18 protein-coding genes and 2 pseudogenes are annotated in these 18,946 nt (G+C 56.3%); 13 read left to right on the plus strand and 7 right to left on the minus strand.

Annotation, left to right across the window (positions count from 1 at the left end):
- The first annotated feature begins 48 nt into the window (after window positions 1–48).
- The 4 genes from PGX04_RS00365 to PGX04_RS00380 all read left to right on the plus strand — a co-directional run bounded on the left by PGX04_RS00365 (window position 49) and on the right by PGX04_RS00380 (window position 6,022).
- A complete protein-coding gene (locus PGX04_RS00365) occupies window positions 49–1,407 on the plus strand; it encodes an MmgE/PrpD family protein (RefSeq protein ID WP_273736738.1) in 1,359 nt (452 codons plus the stop codon).
- Between the two features lie 135 nt (window positions 1,408–1,542).
- Window positions 1,543–2,376: a phosphosulfolactate synthase gene (locus tag PGX04_RS00370; RefSeq protein ID WP_273736707.1), complete on the plus strand. Its 834-nt coding sequence runs from the start codon at window positions 1,543–1,545 to the stop codon at window positions 2,374–2,376.
- Window positions 2,377–2,641: 265 nt separating this feature from the next.
- Window positions 2,642–3,643 (plus strand): potassium channel family protein, encoded by a 1,002-nt coding sequence (locus tag PGX04_RS00375; protein WP_273736708.1) that lies wholly within the window; start codon window positions 2,642–2,644, stop codon window positions 3,641–3,643.
- Window positions 3,644–4,006: 363 nt separating this feature from the next.
- On the plus strand, window positions 4,007–6,022 hold the full coding sequence (locus PGX04_RS00380; RefSeq protein ID WP_377042245.1) for a copper-translocating P-type ATPase: 2,016 nt from the start codon (window positions 4,007–4,009) through the stop codon (window positions 6,020–6,022).
- 91 nt (window positions 6,023–6,113) lie between these two features.
- Here the strand turns inward: PGX04_RS00380 and PGX04_RS00385 are convergent.
- Window positions 6,114–6,407, minus strand: a pseudogene (locus PGX04_RS00385) (PadR family transcriptional regulator).
- A gap of 137 nt (window positions 6,408–6,544) precedes the next feature.
- Between PGX04_RS00385 and PGX04_RS00390 the strand changes: the two are divergent.
- The 4 genes from PGX04_RS00390 to PGX04_RS00405 all read left to right on the plus strand — a co-directional run bounded on the left by PGX04_RS00390 (window position 6,545) and on the right by PGX04_RS00405 (window position 8,407).
- The gene (locus PGX04_RS00390; protein ID WP_273736711.1) at window positions 6,545–6,712 is read left to right on the plus strand and encodes a DUF1931 domain-containing protein; all 168 of its coding nucleotides are present in this window, start codon (window positions 6,545–6,547) and stop codon (window positions 6,710–6,712) included.
- Between the two features lie 341 nt (window positions 6,713–7,053).
- Window positions 7,054–7,152 (plus strand): multicopper oxidase domain-containing protein, encoded by a 99-nt coding sequence (locus PGX04_RS00395; protein WP_273736712.1) that lies wholly within the window; start codon window positions 7,054–7,056, stop codon window positions 7,150–7,152.
- 113 nt (window positions 7,153–7,265) lie between these two features.
- Window positions 7,266–7,532 (plus strand): DUF7967 family protein, encoded by a 267-nt coding sequence (locus PGX04_RS00400; RefSeq protein ID WP_273736713.1) that lies wholly within the window; start codon window positions 7,266–7,268, stop codon window positions 7,530–7,532.
- A gap of 176 nt (window positions 7,533–7,708) precedes the next feature.
- Window positions 7,709–8,407 carry a plastocyanin/azurin family copper-binding protein gene (locus tag PGX04_RS00405; protein ID WP_273736714.1) on the plus strand — a complete coding sequence of 233 codons (699 nt, stop codon included), beginning with the start codon at window positions 7,709–7,711 and terminating at the stop codon, window positions 8,405–8,407.
- Window positions 8,408–8,427: 20 nt separating this feature from the next.
- Here PGX04_RS00405 and PGX04_RS00410 read toward each other — a convergent pair whose 3' ends face one another.
- The 5 genes from PGX04_RS00410 to PGX04_RS00430 all read right to left on the minus strand — a co-directional run bounded on the left by PGX04_RS00410 (window position 8,428) and on the right by PGX04_RS00430 (window position 13,750).
- The gene (locus PGX04_RS00410) at window positions 8,428–9,438 is read right to left on the minus strand and encodes an SDR family oxidoreductase (protein ID WP_273736715.1); all 1,011 of its coding nucleotides are present in this window, start codon (window positions 9,436–9,438) and stop codon (window positions 8,428–8,430) included.
- 2 nt (window positions 9,439–9,440) lie between these two features.
- Window positions 9,441–10,961, minus strand: coding sequence for a vitamin K epoxide reductase family protein (locus tag PGX04_RS00415; RefSeq protein WP_273736716.1), 1,521 nt, complete (start codon window positions 10,959–10,961; stop codon window positions 9,441–9,443).
- Entirely contained in the window at window positions 10,958–12,871 is a 1,914-nt protein-coding gene (locus tag PGX04_RS00420) for a glycoside hydrolase family 15 protein (RefSeq protein WP_273736717.1), read from the minus strand. Before PGX04_RS00420 ends, PGX04_RS00415 begins: the two co-directional genes overlap by 4 nt.
- 83 nt (window positions 12,872–12,954) lie before the next feature.
- Window positions 12,955–13,329 (minus strand): SPW repeat domain-containing protein, encoded by a 375-nt coding sequence (locus tag PGX04_RS00425; RefSeq protein WP_273736718.1) that lies wholly within the window; start codon window positions 13,327–13,329, stop codon window positions 12,955–12,957.
- A gap of 70 nt (window positions 13,330–13,399) precedes the next feature.
- Window positions 13,400–13,750: a four-helix bundle copper-binding protein gene (locus PGX04_RS00430; protein WP_273736719.1), complete on the minus strand. Its 351-nt coding sequence runs from the start codon at window positions 13,748–13,750 to the stop codon at window positions 13,400–13,402.
- 732 nt (window positions 13,751–14,482) lie between these two features.
- Between PGX04_RS00430 and PGX04_RS00435 the strand changes: the two genes are divergently transcribed.
- A complete protein-coding gene (locus PGX04_RS00435; protein WP_273736720.1) occupies window positions 14,483–15,064 on the plus strand; it encodes a helix-turn-helix domain-containing protein in 582 nt (193 codons plus the stop codon).
- A 125-nt stretch (window positions 15,065–15,189) separates the two neighbouring features.
- Here PGX04_RS00435 and PGX04_RS00440 read toward each other — a convergent pair whose 3' ends face one another.
- The gene (locus PGX04_RS00440) at window positions 15,190–15,567 is read right to left on the minus strand and encodes a hypothetical protein (RefSeq protein WP_273736721.1); all 378 of its coding nucleotides are present in this window, start codon (window positions 15,565–15,567) and stop codon (window positions 15,190–15,192) included.
- A 390-nt stretch (window positions 15,568–15,957) separates the two neighbouring features.
- Here PGX04_RS00440 and PGX04_RS00445 point away from each other — a divergent pair.
- From PGX04_RS00445 to PGX04_RS00460, 4 genes and pseudogenes are all read left to right on the plus strand, one after another.
- Window positions 15,958–16,125: pseudogene (locus PGX04_RS00445) on the plus strand (HNH endonuclease); the annotation flags it as partial.
- Window positions 16,126–16,296: 171 nt separating this feature from the next.
- A complete protein-coding gene (locus PGX04_RS00450; protein ID WP_273736740.1) occupies window positions 16,297–16,530 on the plus strand; it encodes a hypothetical protein in 234 nt (77 codons plus the stop codon).
- A gap of 67 nt (window positions 16,531–16,597) precedes the next feature.
- Entirely contained in the window at window positions 16,598–16,936 is a 339-nt protein-coding gene (locus tag PGX04_RS00455) for a hypothetical protein (protein WP_006111199.1), read from the plus strand.
- 105 nt (window positions 16,937–17,041) lie between these two features.
- Window positions 17,042–18,871, plus strand: coding sequence for a DUF8186 domain-containing protein (locus tag PGX04_RS00460; protein WP_273736722.1), 1,830 nt, complete (start codon window positions 17,042–17,044; stop codon window positions 18,869–18,871).
- Window positions 18,872–18,946: the final 75 nt, after the last annotated feature.

An 18,946-nucleotide genomic window follows, 5' to 3' on the forward strand; every position in this document is an offset into this window, starting at 1 on the left:
TCTCGTCGAGTCGACCCATTACCGACTCTACTACGTTTATCGGTAAATATTTTCCTTAAACACTATGAGGAACTTGCCAGGTTTGTTCAAGAGGTCTCCGCTGAGGAGCTCTCTGAGGACACACAGGAGGAACTGAAAAAGCGCATACTCGACTCGGTCGGGATCGGGATCAATGCGCTTGGGGCAGATCCGGTGGAGGTCGTCCACCAGACGGTCCAGCGAGCTAATCCTGGCGACGACTGTACTCTCTGGGGACGTAGCGAGACCGCATCGCCGGTTGGTGTCGCGATGCACAATACTGCGCTGACGCGCTATCTTGATTTCATGGACTCCTTTCTCGCGCCTGGCGAGACGCCCCACCCGAGCGACAACATCGGCGCGGTCGTCGCTGCTGCCGAAACCGTCGATGCCTCTGGCGAGAAACTCCTGGAAGGTATCGGTGTCGCGTACGAGGTCCAGGGGGAACTCGCCTGGAATGCCCCAGTCCGTGACAAAGGATGGGACCACGTGACCCACACGGTCATCTCGGCGACCTGCGGCGTCGCGAAGGTACTCGACCTCGACGTCGAGACTACCAGAGACGCAATTGGCATCGCCGGAACCGCCCATAACGCCCTCCGCGTAACCCGCACCGGCGGCATCAACGAGTGGAAGGGCATCGCCTCGGCCAATGCCGCCCGGAACGCCGTCTACGCGGCCCTGTTGGCCAGTGACGGGATGGAGGGGCCCAAGAATCTCTTTGAAGGGCAGAAGGGCTGGAAGCAGACTATCAGCGGTGAGTTCGAGGTCGACCTCGATCCAGGCTGCACGCGCGTTCATGACGTCATGACGAAGCGATACGTCGCTGAAACGTACGCCCAGTCTGCCGTTGAAGGCGTTATCGAACTGGCGGAGCAAGAGGATCTCGATGGGAGTGACGTGGAACTCATTGATTTAGAAACGTTCGCGGGTGCGAAGCTCATTATCGGTGGCGGCGAGGGTGATCGCCACACGGTCGAGACAAAGGCACAGGCCGACCACTCGCTCCCGTACATGCTGGCAGCGGCACTCCTCGACCGGGAGATGGGTAACGCCCAGTACGAGCCAGAACGCATCACCCGAGATGATGTCCAGTACCTTCTCCGGCACGTCACCGTCGAGGAGGACGAGGCATTTACCGAGCGGTTTGAATCCGGGGAGATGCCCGCTCGCGTAACCGTCGAACTTGAGGACGGCACTACTCACGTGGTCGAGAAGGACGCCTTCCAAGGCCATCCAACGAAGCCGATGAGCTGGGATCAGGTCGAAACGAAATTCCACGATACGGCCGGCACTAGACTCGACGAGGATCGCCGTGACAATATCGTTGCAACAGTTAAAGACTTGGAGTCGACAACCGTCTCCGATCTCGTCACCCTGCTGGCATAGGGTGCGTGGCATTACTCACTAATACAACCTGATTAGTTTTCCTTGGTCTACGACAGATCCCGCCCCTCAAGCATAGATCGAACTGGTTGCTGCCCTACTCACTAAGGACTCAGAGACCGAAGCCACAATCGAATTATGGTAGACCGTACGTTCGAGTTCCTACACCACAACGAGCGTGAGGAGAAGCCCAGAGAGAAGGGAATCACGGAGATCCGTGGGCCATACTATGACCCAATGGGCCCGCGCGAGCTGCGTGACCTCTTGGAGACGATGGGGCAGTACGTCGACATCTACAAGTTCAGCGGCGGGTCGTTCGCGCTGATGCCCGAGGAGGCGGTGACGGAGCTGATCGACGTTTGCCACGAGTTCGACGTCAAGGTGTCCACGGGCGGTTACGTCGAGAATGTTCTAGTCCGAGACAACGATAAGGTTGAGCAGTACTTCGAGGAGGCCGAACGGCTCGGCTTCGACATCGTCGAGCTCTCCAGTGGGTTCCTGGCTATCGGGACCGACGATATGGTGCGGATGACGGAGATCGTCGCGGAGGACTACGAGATCGATCCAAAGCCCGAGATCAACGTCCAATTCGGCGCTGGCGGCGCGACGGACCCGGATGTCCTCGAGGAACAGGGACAGCAGGACCCAGAGCAGGCCATCGAGGAGGGGAAGCGCCACCTGGAGGCTGGTGCGGACCTCCTAATGGTTGAGGCGGAGGGCATCACCGAGGAGGTCAACGAGTGGCGGACCGACGTGGCCTACCAGATTGCGAACGGACTTGGGATTGAGAACCTCGTCTTTGAGGCGCCCGGGCCGGAGATGTTCGAGTGGTACATCAAGAACTTCGGGCCCGAGATCAACCTGTTCGTCGACAACTCCCAGATCGTCGAACTGGAATGTATGCGCTCTGGCCTTTGGGGCAAGGCGACGACGTGGGGCCGGACTGTCACCTGGAAGGGTGATGAAGAGTAACCAGACTAAGAATCGTGTTACCGGTTCTTAGGAAACCTTCCCGTTGAGAAATGTACGAGCTAGTGTAACTAATTCCGTTGAGGCCCAGATACGGTAAGTGATACACCTATGATAGAGACTGTGGAAGCACTGTTTTCCCAATGAGGAGACTACCATTGATGAACAGCCAACTAATCACGGGCCAAGGTGATTCAGGGATAACCTCTCAGATGAGACCGTTCCAGCAGCGAGACGCCCCCCGATTCTACCCGGTAGGTGGATAGTGATGGAACCAATACTTCTCATAGTCGGTATAATCCTGCTTGCCAGTGTTATCGTTGATCTCCTCTGGACGACACTCTGGGTTGAGGGAGGCGCCGGCCCGCTGACCTCTCTGTTGATGGCATCGGTATGGCGAATGTTACGACGGTTTGGGGAGACAGATTCACGAATCCTTACCCTTTCGGGGCCGATAATCCTTATTGTTGGCCTAGCGACGTGGATTACACTGCTCTGGGGTGGATGGGCGTTCATCTTTGCGAGTGGTGAGAGCTCGATTATCGATACCGTGAACCGAGATCCTGTTTCCTGGTCAGATTGGATCTATTTCTCTGGATACACAATCTTCACGTTAGGGAACGGGGATTTTGCCCCGCAAGAAGGTGTCTGGCAGATTCTGACGACTCTTGCGACGGCGAGCGGGATGCTCTTTGTCACACTCAGCGTAACGTATATTCTCAATGTTCTGAGTGCAGTCACGCAGAAACGATCTTTCGCCAGTGGTGTGAGTGGACTCGGTGAACACGGTACCGAGATTCTACTTACGAGTTGGAACGGCGAGGAGTTTGAGGGACTTGAGTTGCCTCTGAACACCTTTACTACTCAACTGAACACGCTTACGTCGAATCACAAGGCGTATCCGATTCTCCATTACTTCCACAGCAAACAAACCGGCCAATCACCGATTGTGAGCGTTGCCATCTTCGACGAGGCATTGTCACTTCTCCAGTTTGGGCTTTCTAACCAATCACATCCAAGTAACACGATTCTTAAAAACGCCCGATCGAGTGTCGAGAGCTATCTAGAAACACTCAAAAATTCTTTCATCGAGCCTGCTGATCGCTCCCCACAGCCGCCAAACCTTGATACGCTCCGAGAAAAAGAACTTCCGACTGTCTCTGACGAGGAGTTTACCGCAGCACTTGCAGACATAGATAAGCGGCGACAAACACTCCTCGGTCTCGTAGAATCTGACGAACGAGAATGGCCCTCACAGGATGAAGAGTGATAGAGAATTGTCGGCCTTGGCTCAACATAGCGTAAGAAGGTGATCTGCTCAGCGGACTCCAAATTGCCCACACACCCAACTCCCTCTAGGTCAAACTAGTGCCTAAGAAGCCACTCCATGGACAATCACGATCACTCAAAAGACACCGAGGAGTCGCCGGATCAACCACCTGATCACGGTAACCACCACGACCATAATCCTGGAAGTGATGCTGGCTCCGACGAGGAGGTCTCTCGGACCGAGCAGTCACTGCTTGAGGAAGAAGCCGAGGACGCAGATGAGGCTGAGCAGGAACTGCATGAACGCTCCGAGCACCACATGGATCACGGAAATGGGGGACATGATCACGGCGACCATGGTGGAATGCACGAAGGACACGAGCAGATGTTCCGTCGGCGCTTCTTCATCTCGACACTCCTGTCGATTCCAGTCCTCCTATACAGCGAAATGCTGCAGGAGTGGCTTGGATTCTCTGTCCCAACGTTCCCAGGTAGCGAATGGATCAACCCTGTATTCGCAGTAATTGTCTTTGCGTATGGTGGGGTTCCGTTCCTCCAGATGGCGGCGCCGGAGCTGAAAGACCGGTCACCGGGGATGATGACGCTTATTTCGATGGCGATCAGCGTTGCATTCGTCTACAGCCTCGCCAGCGTGTTCTTCCCAACGGAGTCGGCGTTCTTCTGGGAGCTCGTAACGCTCATCGACATCATGCTGCTGGGCCACTGGATCGAGATGCGGTCAGTGCGCCGGGCTTCAAGCGCGGTCGACGAGCTGGCGAAGCTGATGCCTGATACTGCCGAACGGATCACCGACGACGGTGACACCGAGGAAGTCCCCGTGAGTGACCTCTCTGAGGGCGACCTCGTGCTCGTCCGGCCGGGCGCGAGTGTCCCTGCTGACGGCATCGTTGAAGAGGGTGACTCAGATGTCGAGGAGTCGATGATCACCGGCGAGTCGAAACCGGTCTCGAAAGAACCGGGGGACGAGGTCATCGGCGGGACGATCAACGGTGACGGCAGTCTCCGCGTACGCGTCGGTGCGACGGGCGAGGAGACGACGCTCGCGGGCATTATGCGACTTGTCGAGGAAGCCCAACAGAGCAAGTCTCAAACTCAAGTGTTGGCCGACCGCGCTGCTGGCTGGCTGTTCTACGTCGCTCTCGGGGCGGCAGTCGTGACAGCAATCGCGTGGACGATCGCGGTCTCGTTCAACGCAACGGTTATCGAGCGCGTCGTCACGGTGCTCGTCATTGCCTGTCCGCACGCGCTCGGTCTCGCCATCCCGCTGGTGGTCGCGATTAACACGTCACTCGCTGCTCGTAATGGAATGCTCGTTCGCGACCGTATCGCGATGGAAGAGGCGCGGAATCTGGACGCCATCATCTTCGACAAGACGGGGACGCTCACCGAAGGCGAGCACGGCGTCGTCGACATGGCGACCGTCGACGGCGTCGACGCGGACGAGGCGCTCACACTGGCGGCGGCCGTCGAGAGCGACTCCGAACACATGATAGCACGAGCTATCCACGAGGCCGCCGAAGAGCGAGATCTCACCGCTCCTGACGCGACCGGCTTCGAGGCGATCAAGGGCAGGGGCGTCCGAGCAAACGTCGACGGAAACGAGGTGTACGTCGGCGGCCCGAATCTACTTACACAACTATATAGGGACGTTCCCGATCATCTCCAGCACTTCGCTGACGAAGCCGGCCAGAACGCCCAGACCGTGGTGTATCTCGTTCGCGAAGGAGAGTTGATCGCCGCGTTCGCGATGGCCGACGTGATCCGCGAGGAGAGTTTCCGTGTCGTCGACGCCCTGCATGATCTGGGCATCGAAGTAGCGATGCTGACTGGTGACTCCCAGGATGTCGCTAACGCCGTCGCCGACGAACTGGGCATCGACACGGTGTTTGCGGAGGTCCTCCCCAAGGACAAGGACAAGAAAGTCCAGGAGCTCCAGGACCAGGGTAAGCTTGTGGGGATGGTCGGCGATGGCGTTAACGACGCGCCGGCGCTGACGCGGGCCGACGTCGGAATCGCTATCGGAAGCGGCACCGATGTCGCCGTCCAATCGGCCGACGTCATCCTCGTACAGAACAACCCAATGGACGTGGTTCGGCTCGTCAAACTAAGCAAGGCGAGCTACCGGAAGATGCAGGAGAACATCGTCTGGGCGGCCGGGTACAATGTCTTCGCACTCCCGCTTGCAGCGGGCGTGTTGGCTCCGATCGGGATTCTGCTGTCGCCCGCTGTGGGTGCACTGCTAATGTCGCTGAGTACGGTCATCGTCGCCATCAACGCGCAACTGCTCCGGCGCATGGATCTTTCCCTCCCGGATGTTCCAGGAGTGACACCACCTACTGACGCTCAAACTGCAGACTAAAACTCTCCTTAATCGCTTCGGGAGGCTTCTTTCGGTTGAGTCCGGTTGGTGGACAGCAACCGGCGAGTCTGTGCGATTTAGATGGATATCGCTATACGGTTACCGATTCCACGGTTTCCAGGTACTCGTTTTCCCACTCACGCCGTGCCTCGGTTTCGCGTTGTCCACTCTGTGTGACCGTGTACACGTTCGTCCATTTGTCGAGTTCACCCTTCTTGAGGTGGCCTTTATCGACGAGGTCATCAAGGTTCGGATAGAGCCGCCCGGGATTGATCTCTTATTCGTAATAGTCGTCAAGTTCAGACTGGACTGCAAGCCCGTGTGGCTCTTCGAGGCCTGCAATTACATACAAGATGTCCCGCTGAAATCCAGTTATATCGTGCATCCGTCTGTTACCCTACTTCTGATAGGTTGAATAAGTCCTCTCGAGTGTCCAGAGTGCGTATCGGCAGTACCTGGTCGGAATTCAACGTGAGTAATCTCGAATCTTTTACATAACGGACAAGAGAACTCCGCGATGGAATGTCTGACCTAGTTGTCAAAGCAGCTGTGAAGGATGCACTGTCGCACCACAACGTCTCGGCCGATTTCTATGACGCTCTCAACGAAGAAGTCGCCGAACTGCTCAACGACGCCGCCGAGCGTACCGAAGCGAACGACCGGAAAACGGTCCAGCCCCGCGACCTGTAGTTCCCGAGCTATTCATCACTCTTGGGAGGTGCATTACTTCGATCCAGTGCCCAGTAGAGCAGTCACTAACCAGCCCCAGCATTCCGAGTGTCCCGCCGACGAACGGCAGCCCACCAACCCATCCACCGTTCCGGCCGTTCATCATTCCAGGGCCAAAACCCGTCCCCGTCGATACGCTTGAAATCGGCCCAGGGAGCGATACGATGTTGTCGTTGAGACGCGATCCCCAAGTACGTGGCCGATCCGGATCAGGCTCGTCGATGAATCGACGTCGGCTGGCCGGGCACTACTGGACTATGATCAGTCTGATGCGGACGTCACTGAAGGTGCAACCTGGTCACATGGGTGAGATCACGATCGATTTCGTCGCTGGAAACCCTGGTGCGTGGTTTTTCCACTGTCACCATCTATATCATATGGAAACGGGGAATGGTTCGTGAGGTCCCATACGAGCAGTAGAATATAGACCGGCCCGTACCAATCACAAGGATACCACTTATCGATCGGTATATCAGGGCTAAATGGTAAACTCGTAGTTCTCATTTGAGCATCCATGTCCTCGAAGTCGGACGAAGTTCGCGTGTGGCTCGTTGAACGGGGGTATAATAACCGAGATCTCATCATTCTCAAGTACGCGACTTCCGAGGGAGACCGAGTCTACCGGAAAGAGGTCGCGTCACAGGCGCTGGAGACGGTGGCTGCTGCCAAAGATGTCTCCCCTGGCGATCTGGGGACCGTCGAGGATCTAGACGTGCGAGAGCGGTACGCCGGCGAAGTCAGACGGATGGCAAATAATCACGATCCTAATGAGCCGGTTTAATTGTCACTGGCGAAGAGGAGCGGTTAATTTTCCGAATAAGAGTAGGCCCAATTTCACGAAGATAAGCAGATGGGGTAGGATTGAGTATCCTGTGAGATGCTATCAAATAGGTGTTTTTGACATTATACGCCGAATAAGGAAACCAGAGGAGACGAATCGCCAATTTAGCACTCACAATGAGCGATCAGCCATCTCGGCGGCACGTACTTGGGATAGCTAGTGGGACAATTGTAACTGGACTTGCCGGTTGTCTGACCGAAGACGGCCAATCGGAGAACGATACCAACTCGGATGAGGGGGCTACTAACTCGAGCGAGGATTCCGACAATGAGAGCAATGAAACGGATTCAAACTCTGGAAATGAGAGCAGCCCTGATGAAACGGAGAGTACGTCTAAGAGTGCAGCCGAAGTGACAATGATGACGAATGACTCTGGAACTCACTTCGAGCCCCATGTCGCTGAAATCGAATCTGGAGAGACGATCACGTGGACGCTCGAGAGCGGTTCTCATACGACGACCGCTTATGCACCGGCGAACGACAAGCCCCAGCGGATTCCTGATGACGCTAAGGCATGGGATAGCGGGGAAATCGATGACCAAGGGGCAACCTTTGAACACACGTTCGAAACCGAAGGAGTCTATGACTATTACTGTCGCCCACACGAAAACACAGGGATGCTCGGGTGCGTTGTCGTCGGTGATCCCCAGCTCGACGACCAGTCTGGAATGGCCGAGCCGCAGTCTGAATTACCCGACGGTACTCGCGAGAAGATCCGCGAACTGAATGAGATGGTTCGAAGCGGTGGTGACAGCGGGCACGGTGGACACGAAAGTAGCGAAGACGGGGACGGGGGCCACGAAGATGACCATTAACAATAGCTGATTATAAGTACTCAATCAGAGAAGATGCGCTGACCGAGAACCACACTCACAATTGTTGCCAGAAGACCAACGAGGAGGGCAAGCAGGCGTCGATGCATCGATGCCTGTAACTGATAGCTGTAATCACGTGCCTGGTCGTCAAATGGTCCATGAGCTCCGAAGTCGCCTGCCACTGGCTTGTAGAGGTTATGTTCTCGGTCAGGTGCGACCGGCTCGTCGGTCAGCTGAGAATCATAGCCTCCACTTGCGAGGTAGTTATCAAGCCGCCTTGGGATTAGCCGGTTGCCCAGAATCGCCTTTACTGTCGAGCGCCCGACCCATAGTTCGTCCTTGCCATGATCGACAGCCCACATGATCGCTCGAGCGGCGACCTCTGGCTGATAGATCGGGGGCACTGGCTGAGGTTTCTGTGGCAGGCGACTCTTTGACCACTCGAATTGTGGGGTGTTCATTGCGGGCATCTGTACCATCGAGAGTTGTACGTTACAGTCGTCGTGAATAAGTTCAGTTCGCACAGATTCTGTATATCCCTGGATTGCATGTTTCGCCCCACAGTAGGCTGATTGGAGCGGAATGCCGCGATAGGCCAGTGCCGATCCGACTTGGACGATTGCTCCCTCATTGCGAGGTCGCATTCGGTTGAGTGCGGCTTGCGTCCCATAGACGTAGCCCAAGTACGTGACCTCAGTGACGCGGCGGTAGTCCTCAGAGGTCATCTCCGCGGCCGGCGAGAACACTGATACCATCGCATCGTTCACCCACACATCAATTGGGCCGAATGCATCTTCGACAGTTTCGGCTGCGGCCTCAACCTGCTCGGGGTCGGCAATATCTGTCGGAACAACAATCGCTTCGCCGCCAGCTCCCTCGACGTCCTCTCGCGCACCCTCAAGTCCGTCCTCGCCCCGCGCGAGCAGGCCGATCTTCGCGCCGCGTTCGGCGAATGAACGAGCAGTGGCTCGCCCGACGCCGGCTGATGCGCCTGTGATAACGACGACTTCTGAGTCGGTTGTGTTGGACATGGTTAGTTACTCAGGGGATTCAGTCGGTCGACCGATTCGAGAGTGGCGTAGCGCTCCCAGCCGCCGTAGCGGTCCGCGATTGGACCACGTGGAATGCTGAGGATCAGGACAAGTGTTCCGGTGACAGTGGCGTTAATTGCGGCGATCGTCGGGACGCCAGCGATCAACCACGGCACGATGATGATCCACACAGCGAGCGGGATGTTGAGGAATCGAATCCCACGAGCAGGTTCGGCAGTTGCGATTACAGTAAAGGAGACGATCAATGAACCCACAAGATGGCTACTATCGGCCATGATTCCCGAGGTTCCGAAGATCGTCGGCGAGAGCATGAACCAGACGCCCAGTGCCATCGCGGTTAGCAGAGTCCAGGGGATCGAAACACCCCAGAACGGTTCGCTAACTGGTGAGTCGCCGATCGATCGTGTCTCGGTCTCGTCAATGCCAGACTCCTCTTCAGAGATCATTCCTCCCATCCAGAAGGCAGTCCAGAGGCTATCTCCCTGGCGCATCAGTCTGACGACGTACTGTCCCATCGCGACGACCTCGTCGATTGTCAGCGAGATCATCCACAGCATCCCGAACGCCGAGAGGAGACAGAGAGTACACCATGTCCCGACCATGACAGGTTGCATGATGACCAGCAGCACTTGGACGAAGCCTAATGGTATCACGACAACGCCGAAGAACGCGACCATCCATGGCATGGTACGCCACCGTCGCCGATCCCCCATGAATCCCATTAGAGCCTCGACTGAGTAAGCGACCGCGCCGAGACCGGCGTCGGAGACTGGGAAGGCAGCCGATACCTTCGATGTGAGGATCTGTTCGGTACCCGAGCCGTACAGTGGGTCCCAGACGCTGGTGATGTACTCGAGCTGGTAGGCAGCCATGTACCAGGACGCGAAGAAGCCGAAGATCCCGAGCGCAATCAGCGGCGCACGCTGGGCGCCCGTTGAGGGGTTGTATGACCAGCCTGGTGGAACGGCCGGCCCTTCCATCTCCGATCGCATTACGATGAGAACTGTGAATGTGATTACCATGACGCCAACGAGGGAGTTGTTGGCGTACGCTGCGGCCGTCGGCGCCCAGAATGCTATCGGCGAGAACACCAACCATAGGCCGACGAAGCCGTTGGCGTAGTTGGCATACCCACTCTCCCAGTAGATCGTGATCCCAGCGAGTGCAATCAGAACGAGTCCAGTAAGGACGGTACTCCAGGTCATCAACGCGTTCCCATAGCCCAGCGTCGGTGGACTCGCGAGGAGCCAGAGTCCGAGCGAGATCACGGCATACTGGGGCCAGATCTCCTCCGTCGGATGGGAGAGCATCATGTCGCCCGGACGCATCGATCCGTTACCGTTCTGCTCGATGTCATCCTGATCCCGACCACTGCTCTCTTCGTTCTGACTACTGTCGGCGTCGGCGCGTCGTGTACCGCCGTCGGTTCGCGAGTGTTTCTCTCTTAGTTCGTCCGGTTCCGGTTCTTCGTTCGAGTCGTTATGTCTTTTGTCGTTGGTCATTGGGTATCTGTCCTCTCGCTTTTGTTCAGTTGACGAATGATCTCGCCGCTCAAGTCGCTGTCATCGGTCCACTCGTCGCATCCGAGCGGTGCCCGTGATCCACCGCTCGAGTCGTCCATGTCAGCGAGATAGAGGACGCTGTTGATGAGTCCGATGTGGCTGTATGCTTGCGGGAAATTGCCGCGTTGTTCGCCGGTTTCGGGGTCGACCGCTTCGGCCAGCAGCCCGAGTGGGCTGGCATACTCGAGGATAGACTCGAAGCGATCAGTCGCCTCGTCGGTCCGCCCTGCCAGCGCGAGCGCCATGACGAGCCAGAACGAACAGACGACGAACGGACTCGTCTCACCGGGGAGTCCGTCATCACCTTCATACCGCTGGACAAGGTCATTCTCGGTTGCCAAGCGGTCAATTGTCGCGTCGATTGTGCCTTGGACGCGAGCGTCGTCGGGCGGGAGGAAGCCCACAACCGGGATGAGGAGATTCGCTGCATCGAGGGTCTCGCCGCCAAACGTCTGGACGAAACTGTTCGCACGCTCGCTATATCCGCGCTCTAGGATCGCCTTGCGAACGTCCTCGCGGCACGTCCGCCACCGCTCGAGTGGGGCCGACACGTCGTCGCCGGCGGCCTCGGCGAGCTTGATTCCACGATCCAGGGCCGTCCAGCACATCACCTTCGAGTAGACGTAGTGCTGCGGGTCGTTGCGGGGCTCCCAAATGCTGGCGTCAGGCTGATCCCATCCCTCACAGATGTAGTCGATGAGGTCGCACATGACTGCCCAGTCATCGGTCGTCACCGCTTCGCCGTAACGGACGCTCTCGTAGATCGCGAGGATCAACTCGCCGTAGATGTCAAGTTGGCGTTGTTGTCGGGCCGCGTTCCCGACACGAACGGGGGCCGATCCACGATACCCTTCGAGGTGATCGAGGACGCGTTCCTCAAGGTCGTCGCCGCCGTGGAGGCCGTAGACCGGTGGAACGTCCGCAGGATCGTGATTTCGACAGTGGTCGAGACACAGCTGGAAGTACGAGCGCGCCTCGTCGAGATGGCCCAGTTCGGCCAGTGCCTGAACAGTGAAGGCTGCGTCGCGGATCCAGTTGAACCGGTAGTCCCAATTACGAACGCCCCCGAGATCCTCGGGGATCGAGGTCGTTGGAGCTGCACACACCGCGCCTGTCCCCCTGTGAATGAGGAGCTTGAGAACGAGCGACGACCGAACCGCCAGATCGTGCCATGGGCTATCGAGGGAACAATCTGTCTTATTACAATCGTGGCTCCACTCCCGCCAGTAATCGACGACTCCTTCGAGCATCTTCTGATGGTGCGAAGAATCGAGTGGAATCGACTCATCGTAGCCGAGGACTAGCCAGCGCGTCTCGCCAGCCTCGAGCGTCACCGTCGCGCTTGCCCCGTGGCCATCGGTTGACGGTCGGACCGGTAGGTCGCTTGAGAGGATAGCTCGTTCGTTGGCACCGATTGCGACCACGCCGTCAGCCGCCAGTTCGATGATGGGCACCTCTCGCGCGTAGTCGAACCGCGGCTCGAACGTGACTTCAAACTCGAGTGGACCATTGTCACACTCGAGCTTTCGGTAAACGGCTGGCGGTCGGTCGGCAAATTCGGTCGCCTCGGCGATAGGCATGAAATCCGTTACCGTCGCGCTGCCGTCGGCGGTCTGAAACGTCGTTTCGAGGACGGTAGTCCGATCACGGTATCGTTGGATGGACTCGAATGACTGTGTCGGTCGGACGGCGAAGTGACCACCGCGGTCGGCATCAAGTATTGCGGCGAAGACGCTCGGCGACTCAACGTGCGGGAGCGGACACCAATCGATTGAACCGTCGCAACCAACCAGAGCGACCGTATTTCCATCGCCGATCGCACCGTACTCCGTGAGTTGTTTGTATTGCATGAATGTGTTTATAAGATTTTATTTATGTGTGGATCTTTAGTTGTTTATCGGATGACTGGTTGAGTATCTCCACATCGTATTCCTTATTCGGCAGTCATACGGAAGGGGGGACTACGGTCGGCGATAGTTGCGACATAGGTGTTGTAGCTTCCAAAGCTCGCCACGATGGTTCCTGAGATGATGTCGTTCCAGATCGGTGAGCTCTCGAGGCCAAAAACAAACGGTGCAACGATGAGCCAGCATCCGAGAACCGTGACGAATCCTGCGCCGAGCATATTCACAGGTCGTCGTCTGATAGCCCTCGTGTAATTATAGCCGGCAACGAGAGCGATTGTAGTGCCGACAAGCACGTCGTTCCAGCGACCGACCGCTGGCGTATTAAAGACGAATGGAGCCACGATCAGCCAGCAGCCAAACGCACTGTTGCCGCCAGTAGTGAGTTTTGTTATCGTATCCATGTGCCAATGCTATACCGGTTTATCGCGAGTAGTTGGCGTTCAGGCCGACGAATCGCGATGGACTGGGACCTTAGGCTGACGCCATGTTCCGGCAGGTCTCCGCACACTCTCGGAGGACCTCTGCACAGACCTGGCAGTGCTCGGCGTCGTGCTGTTCGCACTCATCGGCACACGCTTCGCAAGCGTCGGCGGTGATCGCAGCGATATCCGTTCTATACCCTGAATCACGAGCCATGAACCGTGCGTGCATGCTCGCCAGGTCGGCCACGTCCCGGCAAAGTCGGAGACACTCGGCCATATCCTCGTCGCCGGCGCACTCGTCGGCACACCATTCACATGCTTGGACACACTCAAGACAGCTGTCGATACATTCTTGCATCTCTTCGTTCTCGCTGACGTGGTCGATTTCAGTTAGTGCCATTGCACTCGATCCGTCGGCGACAACCGACTTTGTTATCCATACCGCATGACAATCCGACTAAACGGTGAGGAGTAATACTCCCACCAAGCCCCATGGTATGACTAATCGGTGAGGCCGTTGCAGAAACTGTTGGGGTGAGTTAAATCGGCATTTTCTTCGGCGCATAGCTGAGCCAGTCCCCCGCTCCCTTCTCTAAGGTAGTATTAGTGTCGAATGATGAGACACCTCTCGAAAGGACTTCGACTGTGAAGTCGAACTATCCACAAAACATCGCCGATGTTCTGAAGAGTGCACACGTGCCTGCTCTTATAATGCAGGGAACGATACTGGGAGTCTGATCACCGATATCAGTTGTTCGTGCTATCTGGCTGTCTATGCAATCTCAGGCCGTATTTTAATGATTTGGAGATCCATAGATCATTATATGATACCCCCTGACATTCAGGTCCTCGGTATCCCTTTTGCACTCATCACCGGTACTGGTGCCGGGGTGTTCGCACTCCTATCATGGGGCATTTTCCGAAACTCGCCATTTGGTTTGGCAATTGCTCTTCTCTCACTCGTGATGTTTATTTTGACAATGTATCACACAATGTTGCTTATTGTCGGGCCAAATACACTGGTTTTGCACGTGCTTCGAAGCGCAGCAAACACGATTATTGCAGTATTCCTTGGACTGCTGATACTGAGACACTACCAAATTCGACAGCATCAGTCGGGGGGTGAGTTATCATGGGCGGACTAACACTTTTTGCCGAATACAATTTAGCAGTCGGAATTGTGGTTTCGCTCGAGTTGTTGTATTTTCTCTGGCTTGAGATATCAGTACTGGCATACCGACGGTTCATCCTCCTCACAGTCGCTGGATTGGTCTTAGCCGTAATCGGCGGACCAATCACCGAACTGTTTGCGCCATCTCTCATCCATTGGGTACACGGAATCGCTGCACTTCTGGTAATCTTCGGCTTCTATAATCCCGTATTGAACGATGTCCGAACAACAGAGTGGGCTCAGGTATTACTGAATAACCCCGATCGTATCCGCCAACAGGATGATTGGATGACACCAATGGACGATAAAATCTTGGAGATAATGCACGGTTCTAATCTGACATTGACGCCATCGATTATCGCCTTCAATACCGGTTGCAGTCAGAAAGAGGTAAACCGTCGCTTGATCGAATTGGCTGACCATGGCTTCGTTGAAAAGATCGAACGAGGAAAATATCGGCTGACTCAACGCGGAGAACAATATCTTTGCGGACAGTTTGACGCAGTTTCGATAACAAATGATGAAACTGGTGTTCAGAGTTAGGTGTTTTTATGGTTTTCTCCGTTACGAAGGGCAAGGTTCCACTCTCTTACAGGAGTGACACATATGGTCATTACCCGTGATTTTAGGTGCGGGAGGAGGTCAATTGCAAACCTGAGTCTCAATAATTACTTTGTGGAGTCTTTTGGATCGACGGGTGCGATGTACTTGTTCTTCCAGGAATTCCCCTCGCGCCACTGCCAGTAATAATATTTGTAGCCGGGTTTCGTTTCCTTGACCGTGATGTACGCACCACTGGTGGCTACTCCCTCATAGTCAGTGGGATCGGTCGAAATCCCCCGTTCTTCGAGGGTGGTTTGTTCATCGTCAGTGATTGAGTCACGTTCTCGAGTTTCAGTGACTTCACGCTCGCGTTCGGAGCGTTTCCAGTGGGCAAGTTGGTCAGCATATGTACTCACTTGGTCGAGGCGGTCGGGTGGTTGGCGTTCGAGTGGCTCGCGGAGGGTCTTTGGAAGATCGGGAGGTTCTGGTTTCTCTGCGGTCATCCCGGTTCTGCGTTACCCCACAGCGCATAGAATTATATACATTGTGGGGTAACGCCCTTGCCATTTGTCCAGGTAACTATATGTGTTCGGACACAAACTGTCGGATTATATGCGTCGTCGGGGAGTCCTCACTAGGTCAAGCGCCGCTTTCACCGGGACCGGGGTAGCTGGGTGTCTTGGTTCGGACACTGACAAAAGCGTGCTCAAGGGGGTTACTGAGGTCGGCTGGGTTCTCGAGATCACAATATCGGTAGTCGAGCACGACTTTGGCGAGCTGCAAGCGAGGGTCGATATCGAATGAGTACACTCGAGGCCCAGATTGAGTCACGCTACGACGATCCTGATGCGTATTCAGGGAATCGTCCGCCAGACTGGGAAGCCCGCCGAAAAATGGTATACCGCCATGACAACTGGACATGCCAAGCGTGCGGTCGACAAAGCGGCCCGCATGCGGGTGACGAGGGGGTTCGGCTCCACGCCCACCACATCGTTCCGTTGTCGAAGGGTGGATCGAACCGGCTGTCGAATCTGGAAACACTGTGTGAACCATGCCACCAGACCCAACACGACCACGATATCTTTACTGGCGACTGGGTCGGTGATGGCCCGCGCGTGTATACGGTTGGGTCACTGCGAGCAACTGCACGCGGGATTTTTGCTGCGCTGGTAATCGCTCTGTGGATCGTCCTCGTTGCTCGACTAATCGCGCTCTCCGGAGGATATCCCCCGATGGCAGTGGGGAGAGAGACTGTACTCCTGGTAGGAGCGACGCTTCTGGGAAGTGTGGTAATCATCTCAAAACCCCTCCTCGTCACGAGTGTACTGGGAATCGTGGCCGCTGCGATAACGGCATTTGCCTGGGCCGACTTTGGATTGAGCCCCGAATTTGGACTCATTGGGGCAATCGTGTGGCCGCCAGTCATCCTCGGAGCATGGGCAATTGCCTGTGACTATATACAGTGATCGCTTCACTTGTATCCATACCTGCATCTAGGATTAAATCTAAATACTAGCACCTAAGAGAGCGAGTATGGCACGCAAAACGAAAGGTGCTCGAGTCCTGACCGTCCTGTTCGCATTCATTGCAACTACTGGGATAGCTGCTGCCCAGCAGAGCGAGATCAACAATTCCTTGTCGGAGATTGAGTCATTCGTCGCAACGACACTCGGCCAGATCGGTGTCATCGTCTTTCTCGTTGGTGCCGCTGCCTGGTTCGTCTCCCGCAAACATGCCGACCGTGCCCAGTGGGGCTGGCGAGGTATGTGGGGCGGCGCTGGGATGATCGTCCTCTCAGTTAGCTACAACGTGTTCGTGACGCTCTTCGAAAACCTCGCCCCGGGGATGGTTACACCCTGGATCGCCTTCTAAGTAGCACAGCTAATAGAATCACGACTTACCCCCAATCGACCCCCTTTCACCCCACCACGAATGGATGGCCAACGATTGTCGCTTGTACTGCTGCTCGTTGTCACCATGACGCTTTCAATTAGTGGTGCAGCGACGATGTCCACCGCGGAGACGACGGCCAACGACACAGACGTCTTCATCTCCGATAAACCGGATCCTGAAGCTGGCTCAGTCCCACCGTTCGTACTCCCAGACCTCGAGGACGTCGATGAAGAAGGGAATATCTCGGTAGCAGAGCTGAGTCAGACCCGCGATTTCTCCTACTCGACGACCCAACCCCCGTATCAGGTCGGCCCGGATCAGCAGACACTGCAAGAGTACCGCCTTGAGCAACTCGAGTCGGTCGAGCGCAACGAGTCGACGAGTCTCTGGTTCCCCGACTCACAACGATCGAATGGTACGCTCGTCACGGATGCTCACGTAACGATCCTTGGGACGGCAGAGGGAACACAAACCCGTCTCGAGTCGGACGCAGGAGACCAGTACGGGAATGAGAGTGAGTTATTGCTGGTACCGCGTGACGGGACGGTCCTCACCCACCTTGATTATGCGACTCGCATCCCGGAGGGGACCTGCGTCACGACCGACCAGACCCGGACCTGCCTCAACGTCACACTCCTCGATCAAGAAACCAACCGGGCACTCGAGATCGGGTCTCAGTCATGGAGTGGCGATCCAGAGACGTCTCACCAGCTCGACTACGCGGACGCGGACGCGAGCGGGCCGACAACGATGGAGATGGAAGCGACGATCACCTCGAGACTTGCAGTCCAGGAGACCACCTACGTCCGTGAGGGGACTGACTGGGTGCTATCGAATACAACCGACAATGAGACACTCGAACTCTCCCACACGGTTCAAGACGAGGCTCCCGTTGTCGTCACGACGAACCAAGAGCTGTCGATCGAGCAGACGATTATCGAATCAGACGACGGCATCGACCGGCTCATCCTCGAGTTCGATGGCGCGGAGACGCTCCATGACCGTCGGCTCTGGAGTACTGCGACGTTCGAAGAAGGCGCTGGCAAGATCGAGAATATCTGGGGCGTCTACTCACAGCGCCAGTATGAGACCGCCACGCGGGGTCATCGGCCAGGTGATGAGCTACCGATTTCGCCGGATCAAACCGAGTCCAATACGACGGTACCAGTGCTCAACGACGCATCGTCGGGAGTGTCGACAGGGAATGAGACGCTCGAGCAACAACTTCCAGCGCCAGCGACCCACCAGGAGACCGTTCCGTTCCCGAACGTCCTCGAGAAGCAACTCGCCGCACAGCGAGATCGGCCTACACTTGATGGAGAACAGAATACCAGCATCGCGAACCCACCAGAACTAGCTAGTTCGAACAGCTTCAGCTTCGCATCCGAACCAGCATCGCTCGATAGGGACGTCAATCTCTCCTCGGTCGAACCGCGTGGACAGACGACGCTCACCATTACAAATGCAGAACAGCCGATCACAGAGATTCGCGATATCCACGGCGATCCAATCCCGGTGTCGACACAGACTGTCCAAGAGCGCGCCGCTCAGCTCGAGACGGCGATCCTCAACGACACGCACGCAGAGCTCCACCTGTTCGAGGAGGAGACCGGCGAAGCGCTTGGCAACGAGACACTCTGGCTCCACGGGGCTGCCCAGGGACAGGTGACGACCGACTCGGACGGAACCACAGTCGTCGAACGGCGTGACCTCTACGTGACGGCTTCGTTCACGGGCGAGACTGATCCATCAGAGGAGGCGTACTACAGTCCAGCTGAGGCCCAGGTCACGTTCCAGCCAGAGGCGTTCAACATCTACCAGCTACTGATGAGCTTCACTGGGGCGTTCGTCTCGATCATCGCATTTGTGATCTTATACATTCCGTTCGCGTATCTGAGAGGTGCAAACAAATGACTGTCCGAACTCGATCCAGCACAGTGTGGGTGCACACCCACTCCACCGCTTCCACGCTGACAACTATAACAGAGA

This window comes from Natrinema soli (assembly GCF_028618695.1).